Here is an 18,454-nt window from a genome sequence, read left to right on the forward strand (position 1 = left end):
ATTTAAGCATCAAGTCTTTTAATAAATGAATCAAGTTCGTTCATTAGTTTGTTATCAAGCAATTCTTTTGAGTTTTGAAACAGTACCTGGAAGTCGCTGATGTCACTCTTTGATATAGATTTACCCATATTATCCCGGAACTTTAGCGACTCATAGCTACCAATGAGCTCAGGCAGCACCATACGCGGATAGTTTACAGCCATGGTCTTTAGCATGGCCCTGGCTCTTGGATATGGAAGTATCAGATAATCCTTATATCTTGAAGAAAGGCCATTGTTACCCGGATTCAAACACTTGAAGTTTAACTTATCTTTGAAAAAACGGGCAGCTCCCTGATTATCAGGCAGTGTTATAACGTTGGTTTCCAATTGATTGACAGATATTGCAAATAATAAACGCCCTATACCGACATGTCTGTGTGCCGGATGTACCTCTATACTCCTGAGCAGATGAACTGAATAATTAACAATATTCGTTTTGCCTTTGTATGTCTTCTCAGTTTCATCAGATATCTTTTCAAATCGTGCAAAACCCAGTAGTTGGTCTGAACCCTTAACAGCAACAAAAAGTGAATGTCCCGAACTTATTGAGCTTTTCAGCAGGAAATCATAAGGCATCCCAAACTTATTATGGAAATAATTAAAACCCACGTTATTGGATTGTCCAATATCTATAGTGAGCTGGTCCACCGATATGCCTGTTTCCAATACGCCATACCCGATATCTCCGGCCATGTGCAATACATTTAAACCTTCAATTGCCATTTTATCATCTAATATCTCAAGCATTTGCATGATCTGCAACAGAATAGAAAGTATACCTTCCTTTTTTGGTGGAATGAACAAGCTGTTCCTGTTCCAGATATGACATTACAAGAGCCAGTTTTTCAAAATCTATAGAAAATCCATTTTCCTGAATTTGCTTTTCAAGCTGCTTCAGAGTTGCGGAACCAAGTACCGACAGTTGGCCGGTTATGACATCTTCTATTGGCATTTCAGAAAGTTTTAGGGGCCGTGGCTCCTCCATACCATACAAATCAGGAGTTTCTTCACGGACTTCCGATATTTCATCCTCTGTTACCTGTAATTTCTGTGAATTTAACATAGTTTCCTGAACTTGCTGTTGTATCGAGGAAAACATATTCTCCACACTGGCTTTGAAAGATTCCATCTCACAGGAAATAGCTATTATATCTTCATGGCTTGCTTTTGAAGCAACCATTTCCTCAATCCTTGACAGATCAGGAAGTTCAAAACTCTCAGATATTTGATTTTCTGTGATGGGTGAATTCCGGAACTCGGAAAGAATCGTGCCCAATTTGTTTATTGCCTTTGTATGTAGATTGACAGCCTTTGCTATGCTCTCCATCTGTTCCTTTATCTCAATGAGATCCTTGGAATTAGAGGCTGTTTCTTCAAGCTGATTGTTTTGTAACTCAGCCATAAAACTGACATTCTCCGTGATATTAGCCAATTCATCCCTGAACAGGCCAATGTCGGAATTGATCTTATCAATATACCCCTCGTGAGATACTACTTTTTCGATAGTGTATTCCCGACTTCCAGTTTCAACAAAAGAACGGAAATCCTGGGAATTATAATTAGGAACATACTGGAAAAGCATCTTGAATAATTCTATATACGTCCCATGTATCTGTTTTATGGAAACTATCTTGGAAGATATTGCTTCAGAAAGTCCCCGTATTATGAAAGATTCGTTTTCAAATCTGAAAAAATCAATACCTGCACTGAACTGACGTACACTGTCCCTGGCATCCTCCACCATTTCGGCAGCTTCCCTATCGCCGTATACCCCAAGCATGGCACTGTAAATATCATTCAGAGTCTTTGCATAAGTTATCTCAAGAACATCAGGAGGTACTTTTGTAGCATCAAGAGATTCGGCATTAACAGAATCTTCAGCCTGCACAACCCTTTTAAGTCTCTTAGAGAACTGGTCAAAATCTTTTTTGAGCAGTTTTAACTCGGTCTCATCAGCCCTTGTTTGAAGATCGTTCTCTATAGAAGATAATAAATTTCCATTTGACTCAAGAAGTTCATCCATCCTTTCTTGAAGGTCCGTGAACTTTTTCTCAAATCCATATAACCGGGATTCCATTTCAGCATTGAGCGTTTCGGCTTCTTCCAGTCTGGATAACATACCCTCATGAACTGCATTGAACGAAGTTTCATATGATATATCAGAAGAATTTGCCGGGTTATTAGCTTCATGAGAATCAGAAGCCTTTGGGCTATCAGAGACCACCACCAGAGATGTTACCATCCCGGACTTCGAATCATCTTCATACCCAGAATTATCCTTTGTGATAGAACCATCCGCCTTATCATCCTTATTGACCATCACTTGATCTGCATCTGCATCATAATCCGTTTCAGGAAGTGTGATTGCATGATTATCCATCTCAGTTTCCGTTGTCCATTCATCTTGAAAACCCGGATTTTTTGTTTCACAGGCATTTAAGACACATATTTCATCATCCATAGCAGATCACCATATCATACAAAAGACTCAAGTTTGTGTTTTATATCCGGTATCCATTCAGCCTCACAGATATCAGCCACATAATCACCGTGCAGAGGACGTATCTGGTCCCTAATTATCATTTCAACAAGCAAAGGCCACAGGTCTTCTGTCATCCATTTTGGAGATGAGGCTATCTCATTGAAAGCCATTGCAAGCACCTGTTCAACTTCCCCCCTACCCATGACACCGGTGATCTTCACCTTTATATCTGCAAGGATCTCCATGTTCTTTTTATACTCAGAAGACTGGGTGTACATTTCATTGAATACTATCTTGGACAATACACGTAACTCATCAGCCACTTCTTCAGGATAGGTAGCCAACTGCTCTGCAGTCATTGGACGCTGCTCAAAGATATGCTGCATCACATGTTTAGCGATCTCGATCTTACCCATATTTTCTGAAAGATCCGCCCTTCCTGTGAAAAGGGAGATCAAAAGCGCTCCGCGACCAACTGCCGAGAAAATAACAGTACCAAAGTCATATTCAATGACCGATTGTCTGAGCCCCATTGCAAGCTGCTGGCTCACGTGTAACAGATTATGGCTGATCAGGTTGGTAAGCTCAAATATCTTCGGGCCGATACTATCCGGTATGTAGGAGGCGTATATCTTTCCGTCTGCACCTGCAAATAAAAGTACATCCACATCACTGGATTGGTGTGTCCTTTTCAGCTGTGCGACCAGAGCAAACTTCAAAAGGGAAACATCCTCAAGGTCATCTTTTGTTTTTTTAACTGACACGTCAATCCACCTCAGGTAATCATTGAATTAATTCTTCCAGTTCACTCAGACTATCAATCTCTATAACTCCCCCATCATCTGAATCTGAAAAGAGAGTTTCATCCTGCATAAATTTTGTATCTTCGATCTGCAGAGTTCCACCGGATAGATCACCGATATCCAGCGGGACTTCAGGAGAGCTTGCTTCTTTTTCTTTTCGTCTTGCAAGGTCTTCCCGGGTCACTGCATCATTCAGGCCCTGGGATTCAAAGAATATCTGGAGTGTTTCCTTTGGAGAGAACGGATATGACCAGTTTTCCTTAACGTAAACGAGACGTTCAAGCATCCTCTCACCTGCTCCGAGATCTGCAGCAGTCCTTATAGCCTTGTCAAAGACATCATCATACTTGCGCATATCTTCAGCAGATACAAGTGGAGTGGTTCTTACAACAACCCCGACGCCACGAACAAATATGTAGGGATATACTTCTTCCCCATGCCTTGTTGCACGCATTTTGATAATTTCAAGAGCTCTGTTAAAAGCGCCCCCAATAGGCCTGTATGTCAGGTGTACAGCACCATCGGACATGTAAATTGGGATCAGCACATCCTCACCGACAGTCTCTCCCGGAGAAGAGTGTTCTTCTGTTGTGATAAGGACAGGGCCGAGCTGCTTTAAAGTGTAGAACAGCTTCGTGATAATCTCACGCTGCTCCTGTTTGTCCTGTATAGCCCATATAAGAGGAGTTAAAGGATCAATGATAACACGGGTCTTTACAGAATAGTTCCTGTTAGCTTCTACAAGTGCAGGGAGTTGCTCATCTACAAGTTTTACGAAGTCCTTTCCTTTTGAATGGAAGAAAAAAAGCTCCTTTTCGTAGTACTTGTCGAGATTGAAACCCAGCATTTTCGCTTCACGCATGATCTGTTCGGGAGGTTCTTCCATACTGATGTAGAGACCATTCTCACCATGTTCAAGACCGTAATTCAGATATTGCATTGCAAATGTAGACTTTCCGGTACCACTTGAACCAACAACCAGAAAAGTCGTGTTGTCACGTACGCCACCTTCGATCACTCTGTCAAGACCTGCGATCCCGGTTGGTATTCTTTTCTCAGCACTCATTTATATTCCTCCGGGAATCCTGATTCATTAAAATTATTCAGGTCCTGTAAAGCTGGATCAGAATCCGGCATTAGTGAACCATTCTCAATTGAAAGTATCAGGGATTCATTACTGTCAAATGGAAAGCTTTTTTCTATGTAGATGGACTCGATGGCATGCCCCATTACCAGCATACGGCCAGTAATGTCAACCCATCCAGTATCGTTTTTCATTACAACATTTATCAAGAGAACATTGTTGTTCTTTTGATCGATCCTTACACATTCACCCCTGTAATGTGACTTATTCGTAATCACCCTTACAAATTCACCCATGAAATCTCCCAGATGATTATTAGCTGAAACTGATCTGTAACCTGACATTCATATACCTACTGATTTTTTTTCATTTTTGCAAGAAGTTCGGCAAAACTATCTGTCTTTTTAGCTTCTTCCTGCAGTTGTTTTGTTTCCTCGGAGACAACTGGTTCAGGAGTTACAGGCTTCTCTGATTGCTGTTCCTGGATTGTTTTGGTCATTGCACCAAATGCACCACCAAAAGTACTGTGAGTATCAGCAATAGATGAGAGTTTTTCTTTGAGCTTCCATGGTGGATCGAATATTTTTTCCTCGACCTTCATGCTGCTTGCAAATTGCATGTAAGCATTGCCTATTTCTGACAAACGACCATTTTCCAGTAACTTGTACACTGTCAGTGCCCTTACCCTGTCCCTCAATTCATTATCATCAACAGGTGGTCTGACACCTGAGAGTATCATCTTGTCATATTCATCCAGCATTACCTGGTATGCAGATATAGGCTGGAGATCTACTTTGAACTTACATACCTCATTGCCATTTTTGATACACTCGATCTCTTCAACTGAACATTCAAGTTCAAGCTCCTCCCTGAAGAACCTGTGGAGAGCATCAGTTGTAGCTACACACACTTTCTGATTGTTGAGTGCCGGGTAGAAATTACAAACAGGATTATTGGGAACTGCATAAATGTAATGCATTGGCGCATACGATATCAACTGCATATTACCAAGACCAATTTCCCGGAAGAAATCCATGTGGAAACGATAAAGCGAAGTGGACCTTATCAGCTCAATGGTACTGGCCTTGAGGAATTCCCTCGTCCCACTCCACGGGACCTTGGCTTTGGGGAATCTATCACTGATATTTTGCTGTAATTTGAGCATTGCTCCAAAAGCACCCATTGACTGCCCAAAACTGCTATTGGACATAGGAGGAGCATCTCCACCAGGAGCACTCATGAAAGGAGGAAGACCTGGATCAGTCAATCAAAACACCTCCTTTTTGGTGATTAAGTTCATTTCACATCATCTCCCTTATTTGCTTTAGACCATGTTCAGTAAGTGTTCCCGAAGTGTCGCAGAAATTTTGCTCCCTCAGGTTCTTGAAACTGGCAGCCAGAGTATCGTTGTCAACACCGATGAAAAAAACAAGCTTCTGTAAGTCATTTACACCAGTTGAAAGCATGTAAAGGAGCTTTTTATCAACATCAGAAAGTGATTGTTTTTTCGGAGGAGTGCCACACATTGGCTGAAGATAGGTCTTTAGCGTATTGATCACCGCTTCGTTACCTGCCAATAATGCAGTAGCTGAAGCCGTAGCTCCTTCTACAACAGATGAAGGCTGAAGATAATCGATCATGAGTACATGTGAAGTACCAATGGTTCTCTGTGCCTTCATACGGATAGGATCAGTAACCTCCCTGCCCACCATCGTAATGCTTTTTAGAGGTATTGTTATCCATCCACCACCCTCAGAGAACCACAGGTTCAGGTTGGTAAGATAGAGAACACCTTTCTCCCAATTCTCGGAATAAAGGGAATTACCCATCATCACTGCTTTGTAAATGTAAGTTAGATCAACTTTTGCGATACCCTGCTCTTGAGCCATATGGAAACCCCATATATAAGAATTATATATATTATAATATAATTATAACTAATATTGTATTTGCCATATTAATACTCTTCTGTTGAAAATCAAAATAAGTAACTTCTGCTTTTATGAGAACTTAACTTTTTAAGATATACTATAAAAACAAATAATAAAGTAAGTGACTAAAACAAACTAGATCAAAACAAAATAGATTATGAACTAAAGTTACTGACAAATAAATTAGGAATCGTCTTATTTAGACAAGTTCTTAAGTGGAAGGAAATACCGTTCAACATTGCAACTGGCACATATAAAAGCAGTACCTTTCCTTTTGCCAGTGACCTGATATTTATACACAAGATAATGCCCGCATTTGCAAGGAGACATCATTTTTTGTTCGCCTACAAATTTACCATCAAATACGATAGGATCCTGAGAGTCGGCAACATTTTCATCTTCAGATGGAGTTAACGGAGCAGTCTGACTATCTGCAACAATAACAGTTTCAAGGACAGCACAATCATTTGCTTCTGCCGTATTGACATCATTTTTCGCAGTCTCAAGACATATTTCTTTAGGAAATATCTTAGCTTTACAGGACATTATATTACTTTCAAATACTGAAATATCCTCAAAGGATAATAATTCCTTTTTACCTTCATCAAGTATCAGATAACCCGGATAATCACCAAGATTTACCGGTGAACTTGAGGAAGGTTCTACAAAATTAAGAGATTCGAAGAACAACTTTGCATTCTTATTTACAGGCTTTGTAATAACGTGACCAAGTAGTACATTGGCTATAAGGAAAAACATATTTTTCCCCACGCCCCTCCTTGCAAGCTGAGGAGATATCTCAATACCTCGCAACACATACACAGGCCTTCCATCAGTTGAAGGTGAACTCCATTTTTCATTCATAGCCCATCCAACAACAGTATTGCCTGATATTGCCAGCACCAATGCTACAGTAGGTCTTTTAAGCCAGCTATTAAAATTGGAGAAATAATCCGCCATACCAAGATATTTTCTGAAGTAACTGAATTCACCTATCTTCAACTTGTCAAGCTCAAAAGCATGCTCAAGTTTACAGAAAGATATACCATCATCAGTTCTTGCAAGTTCAAACATTTAATCAACTACCTTTTTAAGTATGGGCCTATAAACCCCAGTATGGTTCCAATCTCATTTTCAGAAGGGATAAATTGTTGTTAAAATCTTTTCTGGTTTTAGCATGTCTTGAAGCCAGCAGGTCTACAAGGTTTACATCATCCTTAATGCTACTTTCCCCGACCAATGCACGCAGAACAACTGATGTGAGCAGACCAAGATCATTATGATAACCGCCTTCCAGCAAAGCTACAATATTCCATTTAAGTGCTAATTTAAATATAATTTGGTAGTACCCATCAATTGTAAGATTCAGTTTTGTCAGAGCTTCTTTATGATAAGCATCAAAACCACATTCAAGTATGACCATCTGCGGATCGAATTTTGCCAGTACCTTTTCCACCACTTCATCATATAATACGTTATATTCCGGGTTACTGGCCTCAGGAGGCATTTCCATATTTATACAATAACCAAGTGCAGGCCTTACACCAATATCCCGAATAAAACCCTTATATGGATAAAGAGTTGATTGGTCCTGATGAATTGATATGCAGAGAACACTGGGATCTGCCTCAAATACCGCATGCGTCCCATCGGAAGCATGTGCATCAATATTTATGATTGCAATTCGCTCAAGCCCATGCACTTCCTGGAGATACCTGGCCAATACACCGGAATTGTTAAAAACACAAAATCCACTGGACGTATCAGGACCTGCATGATGGCCAGGCGGACGTATCAGGGCAAAAGAATGTTTACATTTACCCGTAACAACAAGATCGCCTGCATTCAGAACACATCCTGTAGCCTCCAAAAGTACATCAAATGAAGAAGGGCATACATATACATCCTTACTACTTAAACGAGAATCTTTAGTACACGACTTCACAAACTCAACATATTCTTTTGTATGAACTCGTAAGATATCATTGACAGAAGCAGCTTTCGAATCATACATACGACACCGAACACCATCAAGTAAATCTGTAGACTTCAGGTACTCCTGTATCTGTTCTAACCGTGAAGGATTTTCAGGACAGGGATAACCATTAAGCAAAGAGTCATGCAAAGAATGATTTTCATTAAGGGTAAGTCCAACATTAACCATCAGGACACCTGCAAAGATAATATTGGATTATGCTTTTTCGATTCCTCTATCTTCTTCTGCGTATCTGCAAATATCTGTTTTTTCTGATTCAATTTATAACTTGATATTTGCAGGGAGTCACTAACCGGATTAGGTTTTTCATGAAGGGAACTAAGCACACTATGGCATAACTGACCATTAAAATCGTGATACCCACCTTCCATCAGGAAAACCATTGGCCCATGGAATACTGAACGCATCTTTGATGTCATCTGATGATAACCTTCAGAGTCCAGAGTAAGGCCTATATTTTTTTCCTTATAGTATGCATCAAAACCACAACTGACTATTATATAATCAGGAGCAAAACGGTTTACCATTGGAATGACTACTTCATCAAATGCCAGCATGTACTCATCATTGCCGGCACCCTCTGGCATTTCAACATTCATGGTATACCCTTTGCCTGCATTTTCCCCTATTTGCGTACTGAAACCTTTACGAGGGTAGAAACCATGCGGATCCCGATGAAGTGATAAGAACATAACAGTGGGATCGTCGTAAAAGATTTCCATTGTGCCGTCACCGGCATGTGCATCCCAGTCAAGTATCAGTACTTTTCCTATATTCCTGTTACTTTGCAAATGCCTTGCAAGAATAGCTGCATTATTGAAAAGGCAAAATCCCCCATACTTCTGGGAACTTGCATGATGACCAGGCGGACGTGCCATGACAAAAGCATGTGAGAATTTCTTATCCACCAACAGATCACCTGCCGTTATCGCAGCGCCTGCTGCCGCCTTGGCAATTTCATAAGAACTTGGTGTCATGTAAGTACTGTCACCTAAAAAACCGCCCCCTGCACTTGCGTAAGATCGGACAAATGAAATATATGATTCATCATGGACCCTTAATAGATCAGTTTCTTCAGCCATTCCAAATTCATCTATTAGTGTACAAGTACCGTCACTGAAAACTTTATTCTTTTCCAGATACCACATCGCTTTAATAAGACGCTCTGGTTTTTCATGAGTATTAATAGATAGAGAAGCAGCATCATGATGTATATGGTCCTTGCTGTAAAGAAAAGCAATGTTTACAGGAGACTCAGAAGTGCTACTTTCTTTTACCCCCAATACTTTCATTTCTTTAATCCCGGGATTAATAGAAGATAATTGATCATCTGGAACCTTTTGCAATTTAAGAGGCTTTTCAATCTTCTTAACTTCTTTCTTCATTAAAGATTCATTCAGAGAGATTTTTTGAGCTGAAGTCAATGTTCCGGAGCTATTTGATTTAGATAATGCGGCCTTTGATTCTGCTTTGGCAGATATCGGCACGTTTTTTACTACAGTGACAGGTTCTACTTCTATAGAAGAATCAGAAGCGTTAACATTCTCATGACCAGACTCTGATTCTTTTGAAGGAATATTCTTTTTTAAAGCCGACAGATCAACAGATAAACTATCTTTTTTATCGACAGATTCTGAAGACGATAAAACAGGAGCCTTTGGAGTCTTTTTCAGAATATCAGACACAATTTCAGAATATCGAAAATCTCCTTCATGTTCTACAGTATTCCCAATTTCATCAATCTCAATTTCGACCGATTGATATACAACATCGTCAAAAACTCCAGATAATGTGTCCGGAACGATAATATTAACATCAAGATTTAATGGTTCATCATTCTGAGGAAAATAATCAGGCTCTTTTTCCGTTTCAACAAACTCTGCATCATTAATACCTGAATCTTCACCTTTTGAATCAGAAAATGAATTTGAGTCTTGTTTTTCAATTATCCCGGATTGAACTAATTCCAGAAGTGAATCCTTTTCAAATTGATCAGCATTAGAGTTTGCACTCTGATCCCCATCAAGATAAGAGGAAAATGCATCATTCAATTTTTTCATAATATCCGGAGATACTTTTTTAGAAGACTCACCTGCTTCGTTATTATCTGATGACAACGGCCCCATCTCCAACTATCACTGAACCTGCAGCCATACAGGATCGAGTACACCGACATACTTTGTGCCCACATAATCAAATATCACGGTTGGTTCTTCAATAGATGCCCAGCCGGCAAGTTTAGGTTTTACAACCCATGTCCTTTTTACCGTTTCACCTGGCGCAATGGTGTCAAAGAAGAGATTGACTTTTTGTGCTTCAAGCGAATTCGGAAATTTAGCTTTCATTGAAAAGTTATGATAAGGCTCCTGAGTAAAGTTCTTGACCCATACATCCACACTTGTGGCATTACCAACTGTAATCTGTTGTGCAGGAACAAACCTGACGTATTGTGCAATTGCTTCTTTCTGGATAGGAACTGCACCCGAAGTGTCTATTGTCCTACTATTTTCTTTTTTCTTAGCTTTGTCTTTTTTATCCAGATAAAGACCCGCACCAAGCATAGCAAACGCAAATACAGATATGACAGGGGCGTTATCAGTAATTACATCAACAGATGTTTTTTCAACCTCAATATTCACAATCTCAGCATTTTCAAATGTCAAGGGTTCATTAAAAGCAACCCTTGTTATGATCCAGCCTAATTCACTGTTCTGCAATCTGAAATAAACAGGAACTATAGTAGTACTTTTTGCATTTCCAGAAAGGTCAAGGGTTGCTACAGAACATTCAACATTTACTATAGCAAGATTATCGACTATTTCCCTGGAAACAATATTAGTTTCCATTATACATCCTGCTTTCATGCCTTTGTTATTGAATATCATTGTGATGCTTGCAGGCGCAAGAAAATCCTTACCAGTATATAGAGAATAAGCTATACCAGCTTCGTCTTCGTTGACAGCGTTCAAAAAATCCAAAACCTTTGATTCGACTGATTCTTCGGGGGAGTTGGCAACACAACCACTGTTAAATACAGCAGCTGCAAGAACAAGAAAACAAATGATATAGGATGAACTGTTTTTCATGTGAGCACCGTAAATAGGTAGATGATTAGAGAACATTTTTATTGAGATTTCTTTATTTTATTCATTCTAATTATATATAATGCTATTGATGCAAGTATGATCTCAATTATAATCAAAAGAGGCAGAAAGAAACTGCGTTCATAAATGGACTTTTCCTCTATAGTGACATATGCTGCATATTCGAATGCAGGCGTGTCATTTATCATAAAGGAACGTATGCCACTGACACCTTCAAGCACTACACGCCCATCCTGCACTGACTGTGATGCATTATCGAGTCCATCATATGAGACCAACTCCATATCAGCAGGGAGAACGAATCGCATGTTGTCGATAAGAGGATGACCTAGTACCCATACACTATGCTTTCCTTCGGAAATTGTTGAATTTGCCCCATATTGAACTATTGTGGTCACATTCAATTGAGAAATATCAACCATACCATCTGCACCTTCAAACTGAAGATCAGCAGAATCTATATTCAATGGAAGTGAGCCATTATCTATTAGAACATATTCCAGGAATTGTGCTTTGCGATCCGATAGATAGCTTTCCTTGAATACTTCGACCTCTGAAGCATTCACATTTCCACTATTGTCTGCATCCAGATCCTCTCTGAAACCCAGCGCATCATCAAGTGTATATGTTTCATGTATCACAAATGTGATAGATTCCTCATGCATTTCGATGTTATTAGTAAACGAAACATCTGCTGAAGCTTTTAAAGCAAAGCAACAGAAAAATAAAATAAACAATAAAATGATAGTTCTTTTGCTCATATCATCCCTCATAAAATATAAGAAAAGTCCGACTCATGGATAGAGCTGGACTGTTTCCCTAGTACCATACGACGACGGAGCCAAAAAGGTTGCCATTGTTGTTGCACCGAATTCGGGCGTAAGTACTATAGTTACAGTAGTACGTGGCTCGATGTCAAGGGTGGAATCCTTCTGACCGCCAGCAGTATTTACCTCACCTATTGTAGTAAATGAAAGATCACTGCCCGAGACTGCAGATACATAAATAATCGCAATATCCCCGGTATTCATAATCGGGCTGTTCTGAGAGAACGATGTATCCTCATCCCTGATCTTCTGTACCGTGAAGAAATATTTTGCATTGTCACCAGGTGTTGCCTGCGTATCCTTAAGCAAAGCCCCCAGATTAGCAATTGCAGCGGTGGCATCAGACGAAAAATTGCTCATACTGTAATCGTAGATCCGGTCATTGTTTGCATAAAGAAGATCATTGGTGTTAGTGCCATCTGTAACGGAAACTATCAACTGGTTAAGATCAACAGGAGAACTCCCAACATTCAAGCCGACCCGTATCTTTAATAAAGAGATGGCATCTGCCATGTCAGTAGCATTATTCTTTGCACGAATACCTTCTATATGTTTAACTACCAGATTAGAGGAAACTTCCTGAGTTGCCTGCTTACCAGTCGATTGTGCCTGCTGCTGAAGAATACCAGATGTCTGTATAATCACAGAAGCAGCCACCGTAGCAATGAGCACCATAGCAATGAAAATAATAAGGGTACCAATACCCACCTGAGCCCGAGCATCCTTAAACATTCCGGTCTTTTTATTAGCCTTCATGAAAAACATCTCCGGGAAAAAAGAATGGTGTGTAGAACTTCTACACACAAAGTTATCTTATGGATACAACTGTACGTTTTCCTTAACTCCGTATGAAGATGGAGTTACAAATTCAGCAACTGTTGCAGCACCAGATTCCGGAGTCAGCACAATGTTGACCATTGTCCTTGGAACAAGAGTCATGTCAGATGTTACAGGTGTTGTACTTGCTCCAAGAGTAGTTAAGGCAGCTCCAGCATCCGATGTTGTTGAAATATATACAACTATAAGGTCACCGGTGTTCATTACAGGATTACCCTGTGAGAAGGACTGGTCTTCATCACGTATCCTATCTACAGTATAAAACTGAGCAGGATTACCAGCAGTAGTAAGCAATGCATCCAAATTCGTTGCAGCATCTGCAGTGGTCGCAAACCCAGACATGACAGCATCATATGATTTATCATTACCCGCATATACCAGATTATGCGCAATTGTACCATCTGTGATAGAGATGACTACCTGATTCACGTCTACTGGAGAACTGCCCACATTAAGAGCTACCTGTAGTTTGAGCAAGTCAATGGTTTCTGAAAGATTTGTACCAGTTTTTGCACGTATGCCTTCGATGTTCTTGACCATCAGGTTGGATGATACTTCCTGGGTTGACTGCTTACCGGTTGACTGCGCTTTCTGTTGCAGTATACCGGATGTCTGAATAAGTACTGCTGCAGCAACTGCGGCAACGAGTACCATTGCTATGAAGATTATAAGAGTACCAATACCCACCTGAGCTTTGGTATTTTGTTTCATATTTAATGATTTGTTTGCTTTCATGTACGATCCTCCTCTTATATCCAGATATTTTTGGATATACCGATATTATAGAAATGAATATTATATATATTATTTGGTTGGAAATGTCAAACATCAAACATCATCTTTTTGTACTATCAGACTATTAATATATAATAACAAATAAGAATTAAATATGAGGTTAAGATATGAGCACCGGATTACTGTTAAATGCAACGATTTGTTTTGCAATAACCATATCTTCATTCGCATTTGCATGGGTACTTTCCCAAAGTGATTCGCAGCATAACAACAAAAGCAGACCTGCACTCTGGTCACTCATAACATTATGGGCACTTGTTGGCCTGACCTACCTGCCTACAACAATAAGGATGATAGCAGCATACATGGGCAATCAGCAACTGGACTTAACTATGTATTATATAGCTGCATTACCATTCTCTTTCGTTGCAGTACCATTGGTCTTTTTCATCCTGTATATCATCGTAGGTGACCAGAGGATCAGCGGTTACACCTCGTTACTTTTTGTTTTGTTTGGTGCAACCTATCTGACATTATTTTATTCCAGCGGAGTTATTGGCCCAACCATTACACCCCTTACATCCCTGTTTACCATCAATAGCGATATCGCAATTAACATATATCTGATAGGACTTTTTGTGATACCTACTGCTATGATAATAGGACTGCTTTTCCTTATCTTCCTACAACGCATGCCAAAGAGACTGCGCTACAGGACTGCATTGCCCTTAGTAGCTATTTCATTTGTGTTCGATTTCATGCTTACTGACATGATCACGCTTGATGATACTATGCAGCTTGCTGCCAGAATATTTGTACTCATAGGCACAGTACAGGCTTTCCTTGCCTACTTCCCACCAATGACCTTGCAGGAAAAATTAGGGATAAAAAAATATGAGTATATACTCTATGAAACTGATGAAGAAGAAGACTACGATGAAGACGATGTAGAGGAGACCTATATCAATGTCTGAAGACATCGATGTCAAGCTGGAACAGGAAGTTGCTGAATTTTACCAGTCGCTGGGAATTCATCAGGGACCGGGAGATATACAATACAGACTAATACTTAAAGTCCTCGGAAAGAATGAAGGTAAGGTTACAGAATTTTCAGAGATACGTGAGTACACAGACATGTTTGCAGACAAAGGGAGTATTGGAAGCAAGATGAAAACCATCTTTCAGCTTGAAGGCCTGGCCGTGAAAGTGAAAAGAGGAGGATATACCGTCACTGACAAAGGCATGACAGCATCTAATTTCCTAAAGGACACGACAACATTTTATAAGAAAAATAAGAGGATGGGCGAAATTATAGAAAGAATGCCCTAAAACCACATCCTATACTTTTTTCATATACACCTTATTACATAGCATTATTCGGATGCGTTTAGGAACCTTTTAAATCAGTATTCAAATAAGGAAATACAGACACTACTTATAGATAGTGAGTTTTGAAAGAGAACAAATTCCATTTTATTTAATAATAGTCTAAAATAAAATAGTAAATTGATTATTGCCCATCAGATGTAAATAGTTAGTTTTTTTAAAATATATTACTACAACAACCACTAAGCTGTTTCACCAACATGAAAATATAGAAATAATTACCATCATTGATCTAATCAGCATTATACTAGATAATTTTTCATTTTGGCAGATTCCCCACAAAGAACAGAAAAGAGTTCAGGTATTCTATATTTGTATAGATATATAATGTTCATTTTATTAATTTTAACTTAGATTAAAGGCATATAATGTAGAAAATACTACATTGTAGGACAAATACTACATTGTAGGACAAATACCACATCCAACTTCCAAAGACAGAATCCTAAAGATTCAAACGCCTTCTTTTTTGATATTTAATAAGAATCCTATAAAATTGAAAAGCTGGCCTGCAAGACTCAGGCACCAAAATAACTCATAGAGAATTTTTTAATAGGAAAGTTTATAAAAAAGAAAGAATAAGGTGAAAATCACCTTATGGATAAAGTTGCACATTCTCCAGAGTACCGTATGAAGATGGAGTTACAAACTCTGCGACGGTCGTAGCACCGGCTTCAGGAGTTAATACAATACTCACTGCACCCCTTGGTCCAATAACAAGACCACTGTCTTTTAACCCTGAAGTAGCCAGAGAACCTACCTGAGTAAATGCGGTATCACCAGAGGCAACTGTGGATATATAGACAGTAACCAGATCACCCGTGTTCAAGATGGGTTTTTCCTGAGTAAAAGATCCATCCTCATCACGTATTTTTTCTGCGGTGAAGAAATATTTTGCATTAGTACCAGGGGGCGTCTGCTCATCAATCAGTAGCTCCTGCAAGTTTACAGATGCATTGTTTGAGGCAGAAAAATCTTTCATTACTACATCATATGATTTTGCATTGTTACCATATACCAGATTATTGGTTGTGGTACCATCCGTAATGGAGATAACTACCTGATTCATGTCCACCGGAGAACTCCCTACATTCAGGCCTACATTGAGTTTCAGTAGAGATATATTTCCCGATACATTAGTGCCGTCCGTTGCACGGGCACCCTCAATGCCTTTGATCATTAGATTGGACGATACTTCTTGAGTTGACTGCTTACCAGTAGCCTGTGCTTTCTGTTGCAGTATACCAGAAGTCTGGATAAGTACAGACGCCGCGACAGCAGCAACCAGAACCATGGCAATAAAGATTATAAGAGTACCAATACCCACCTGGGCATGCGTATCCTTCTGCAGGCACATCTTGCTATTTGCTTTCATATTACACCCTCCTTAAAAACATGTACAGACAAGCTGTACATGTTCTGCTTATGGATAGAGTTGTACGGTTTCCTTGACACCATATGAGGAAGGTGTTACGAACTCTGCAATAGTAGCTGCACCAGATTCAGGAGTCAGAACTATGTTCACAGTAGTCCTTGGAACAAGGTCAAGTGATGAAGACACCAAAGCTGCCCCTGCATCGAGAGAACCCATATAATCATAGGAACTAGAAACTGCACCTGCAGACGTAGCTGAGATGTATACTATGATGAGGTCACCAGTATTCATTACAGGATTAGCCTGTGAGAAAGACTGATCTTCATCGCGTATCCTATCTACAGTATAAAATTTCGTAGGGTTGCCAGCAACTGTAAGCAATCGCTTCAAGTTATCATCAGCAACATCATCAAAAGAGGCCATTGAACCTGTGGAATATGTTTTATCATTACCTGCATATACCAGATTATGTGCTATTGAACCATCAGTTATTGATACAACTACCTGATTCACATCGACAGGAGAACTACCAACATTAAGTCCTACTTGAAGTTTGAGCATATCAATAGTAGAAGAAACATTAGAACCACCATCTGTTGCACGTACTCCCTCAATATTTTTAACCATCAGATTGGACGATACTTCCTGAGTTGACTGCTTACCGGTTGACTGCGCTTTTTGTTGCAATATACCGGATGTCTGAATAAGTACTGCTGCAGCAACTGCAGCGACGAGTACCATTGCTATGAAGATAATAAGAGTACCAATACCCACCTGAGCTTTGGTATTTTGTTTCATATTTAATGATTTGTTTGCTTTCATGTACGATCCTCCTCTTATATCCCAATATTTTTGGATATATCACTAATATAGTAATGAATAATATATATATTATTTGGTTGGAAATGTCAAACAACAAACGAGTAACTCTTGCACAATGAAAATATATAAATAAAATAAATCAAATACAAGTAAAGACAGAGATGAATTCAGGATTATTATTAAACGGTACAATCTGTTTTGCAATCACGCTCTCATCCCTTGCATTTGCATGGGTACTTTCCCGGAATAAGGAGAGTTATAAAGAGAATAGCAAACCTGCTCTTTTTTCACTTATAGTTTTCTGGACAATTGTAGGACTGACATATCTGCCAACGTCACTAAGGATGTTCATGGCTTATGCAGGCAGTCAAGAGATGGATGCCATCCTATATTTCATAACAGCAATCCCTTTCGCTTTTATTTCTGTTCCACTCGTATTCTTCATCATATACGTGATAACAGGCAGTACTAAAGTAGGAGAATATATTGCACTGATCTTCACTTTAACAGGAGCAGCTTATCTTGCATTTCTGTATAATAATGGCATCATAGGACCCACGGTTACAGAGTGGGGGTCCTTATTCATAGTTAATAGTGATGTCGCCATAAGCCTGTATCTTATGGGCCTTTTTGTCATACCAACCTCCATGATACTTGGATTGTTGTTACTCATACTGCTTCAAAGAATGCCAAAAAGAATACGATACAGAACTGCACTTCCACTTGTAGCTATATCATTTGTTTTTGACTTTATACTTACAGACATGATAGCAATTGTAGACGTAATGCAGATGTTTGCAAGGCTATTTGTCTTAATAGGTACTGTGCTTGCATACCTTGCATACTTCCCACCAATTACGGTTCAGGAAAAATTAGGCATACAGGAACAGATCAATAGTACCCAACATTTGGAACACATAGATTCCAATATAGAGTTCTTTTTAAGAGATAAAAGTGGGAATCCTTAATACAGACTTGCTTATTAGTGAAAGCCATAGATAGCATCAATAGATGGCAATATATACCGTTAT

The 18,454-nt window shown here is 39.3% G+C and carries 19 protein-coding genes; 3 read left to right on the forward strand and 16 right to left on the reverse strand.

Annotation, left to right across the window (positions count from 1 at the left end; all coding sequences use genetic code 11):
- Positions 1-2: 2 nt before the first annotated feature.
- The 14 genes from RE476_RS04835 to RE476_RS04900 all read right to left on the reverse strand — a co-directional run bounded on the left by RE476_RS04835 (position 3) and on the right by RE476_RS04900 (position 13,840).
- Entirely contained in the window at positions 3-788 is a 786-nt protein-coding gene (locus RE476_RS04835) for a GNAT family N-acetyltransferase (RefSeq protein ID WP_309309274.1), read from the reverse strand.
- Positions 781-2,502, reverse strand: coding sequence for a hypothetical protein (locus RE476_RS04840; RefSeq protein WP_309309275.1), 1,722 nt, complete (start codon positions 2,500-2,502; stop codon positions 781-783). Before RE476_RS04840 ends, RE476_RS04835 begins: the two co-directional genes overlap by 8 nt.
- A gap of 14 nt (positions 2,503-2,516) precedes the next feature.
- Positions 2,517-3,287 carry a roadblock/LC7 domain-containing protein gene (locus RE476_RS04845; RefSeq protein WP_309309276.1) on the reverse strand — a complete coding sequence of 257 codons (771 nt, stop codon included), beginning with the start codon at positions 3,285-3,287 and terminating at the stop codon, positions 2,517-2,519.
- Positions 3,288-3,306: 19 nt separating this feature from the next.
- Positions 3,307-4,392: an RAD55 family ATPase gene (locus RE476_RS04850; RefSeq protein WP_309309277.1), complete on the reverse strand. Its 1,086-nt coding sequence runs from the start codon at positions 4,390-4,392 to the stop codon at positions 3,307-3,309.
- The gene (locus RE476_RS04855) at positions 4,389-4,754 is read right to left on the reverse strand and encodes a hypothetical protein (protein WP_309309278.1); all 366 of its coding nucleotides are present in this window, start codon (positions 4,752-4,754) and stop codon (positions 4,389-4,391) included. The genes RE476_RS04850 and RE476_RS04855 overlap by 4 nt, the downstream gene beginning before the upstream one ends.
- A gap of 8 nt (positions 4,755-4,762) precedes the next feature.
- On the reverse strand, positions 4,763-5,677 hold the full coding sequence (locus tag RE476_RS04860) for a hypothetical protein (protein WP_309309279.1): 915 nt from the start codon (positions 5,675-5,677) through the stop codon (positions 4,763-4,765).
- A gap of 34 nt (positions 5,678-5,711) precedes the next feature.
- Positions 5,712-6,299, reverse strand: a complete 588-nt coding sequence (locus tag RE476_RS04865) for a hypothetical protein (protein WP_309309280.1) — start codon at positions 6,297-6,299, stop codon at positions 5,712-5,714.
- Between the two features lie 237 nt (positions 6,300-6,536).
- The gene (locus RE476_RS04870) at positions 6,537-7,415 is read right to left on the reverse strand and encodes a GNAT family protein (RefSeq protein ID WP_309309281.1); all 879 of its coding nucleotides are present in this window, start codon (positions 7,413-7,415) and stop codon (positions 6,537-6,539) included.
- 28 nt (positions 7,416-7,443) lie between these two features.
- Entirely contained in the window at positions 7,444-8,505 is a 1,062-nt protein-coding gene (locus RE476_RS04875) for a histone deacetylase family protein (RefSeq protein WP_309309282.1), read from the reverse strand.
- Complete coding sequence (locus RE476_RS04880) at positions 8,505-10,454, reverse strand: histone deacetylase family protein (protein WP_309309283.1); 1,950 nt, start codon at positions 10,452-10,454, stop codon at positions 8,505-8,507. The genes RE476_RS04875 and RE476_RS04880 overlap by 1 nt, the downstream gene beginning before the upstream one ends.
- Before the next feature lie 18 nt (positions 10,455-10,472).
- Entirely contained in the window at positions 10,473-11,423 is a 951-nt protein-coding gene (locus RE476_RS04885) for a hypothetical protein (RefSeq protein WP_309309284.1), read from the reverse strand.
- A 38-nt stretch (positions 11,424-11,461) separates the two neighbouring features.
- Entirely contained in the window at positions 11,462-12,202 is a 741-nt protein-coding gene (locus tag RE476_RS04890) for a hypothetical protein (RefSeq protein ID WP_309309285.1), read from the reverse strand.
- Positions 12,203-12,235: 33 nt separating this feature from the next.
- Positions 12,236-13,024, reverse strand: coding sequence for an archaellin/type IV pilin N-terminal domain-containing protein (locus RE476_RS04895; RefSeq protein ID WP_309309286.1), 789 nt, complete (start codon positions 13,022-13,024; stop codon positions 12,236-12,238).
- A 57-nt stretch (positions 13,025-13,081) separates the two neighbouring features.
- The gene (locus tag RE476_RS04900) at positions 13,082-13,840 is read right to left on the reverse strand and encodes an archaellin/type IV pilin N-terminal domain-containing protein (protein WP_309309287.1); all 759 of its coding nucleotides are present in this window, start codon (positions 13,838-13,840) and stop codon (positions 13,082-13,084) included.
- 167 nt (positions 13,841-14,007) lie between these two features.
- On the opposite strand from RE476_RS04900, the gene RE476_RS04905 reads away from it, so the two are divergent.
- Entirely contained in the window at positions 14,008-14,814 is an 807-nt protein-coding gene (locus tag RE476_RS04905) for a hypothetical protein (protein ID WP_309309288.1), read from the forward strand.
- Positions 14,807-15,169: a hypothetical protein gene (locus tag RE476_RS04910; protein ID WP_309309289.1), complete on the forward strand. Its 363-nt coding sequence runs from the start codon at positions 14,807-14,809 to the stop codon at positions 15,167-15,169. Before RE476_RS04905 ends, RE476_RS04910 begins: the two co-directional genes overlap by 8 nt.
- A 652-nt stretch (positions 15,170-15,821) precedes the next feature.
- On the opposite strand, the gene RE476_RS04915 is transcribed toward RE476_RS04910, so the two are convergent.
- Both RE476_RS04915 and RE476_RS04920 read right to left on the reverse strand, forming a co-directional pair.
- Complete coding sequence (locus RE476_RS04915; RefSeq protein WP_309309290.1) at positions 15,822-16,601, reverse strand: archaellin/type IV pilin N-terminal domain-containing protein; 780 nt, start codon at positions 16,599-16,601, stop codon at positions 15,822-15,824.
- A 48-nt stretch (positions 16,602-16,649) separates the two neighbouring features.
- Entirely contained in the window at positions 16,650-17,423 is a 774-nt protein-coding gene (locus RE476_RS04920) for an archaellin/type IV pilin N-terminal domain-containing protein (RefSeq protein ID WP_309309291.1), read from the reverse strand.
- Positions 17,424-17,584: 161 nt separating this feature from the next.
- Here RE476_RS04920 and RE476_RS04925 point away from each other — a divergent pair, with 161 nt between their 5' ends.
- Positions 17,585-18,391, forward strand: a complete 807-nt coding sequence (locus RE476_RS04925; RefSeq protein WP_309309292.1) for a hypothetical protein — start codon at positions 17,585-17,587, stop codon at positions 18,389-18,391.
- Positions 18,392-18,454: the final 63 nt, after the last annotated feature.

The sequence above is a fragment of the Methanolobus mangrovi genome (assembly GCF_031312535.1).
Lineage (GTDB): Archaea > Halobacteriota > Methanosarcinia > Methanosarcinales > Methanosarcinaceae > Methanolobus > Methanolobus mangrovi.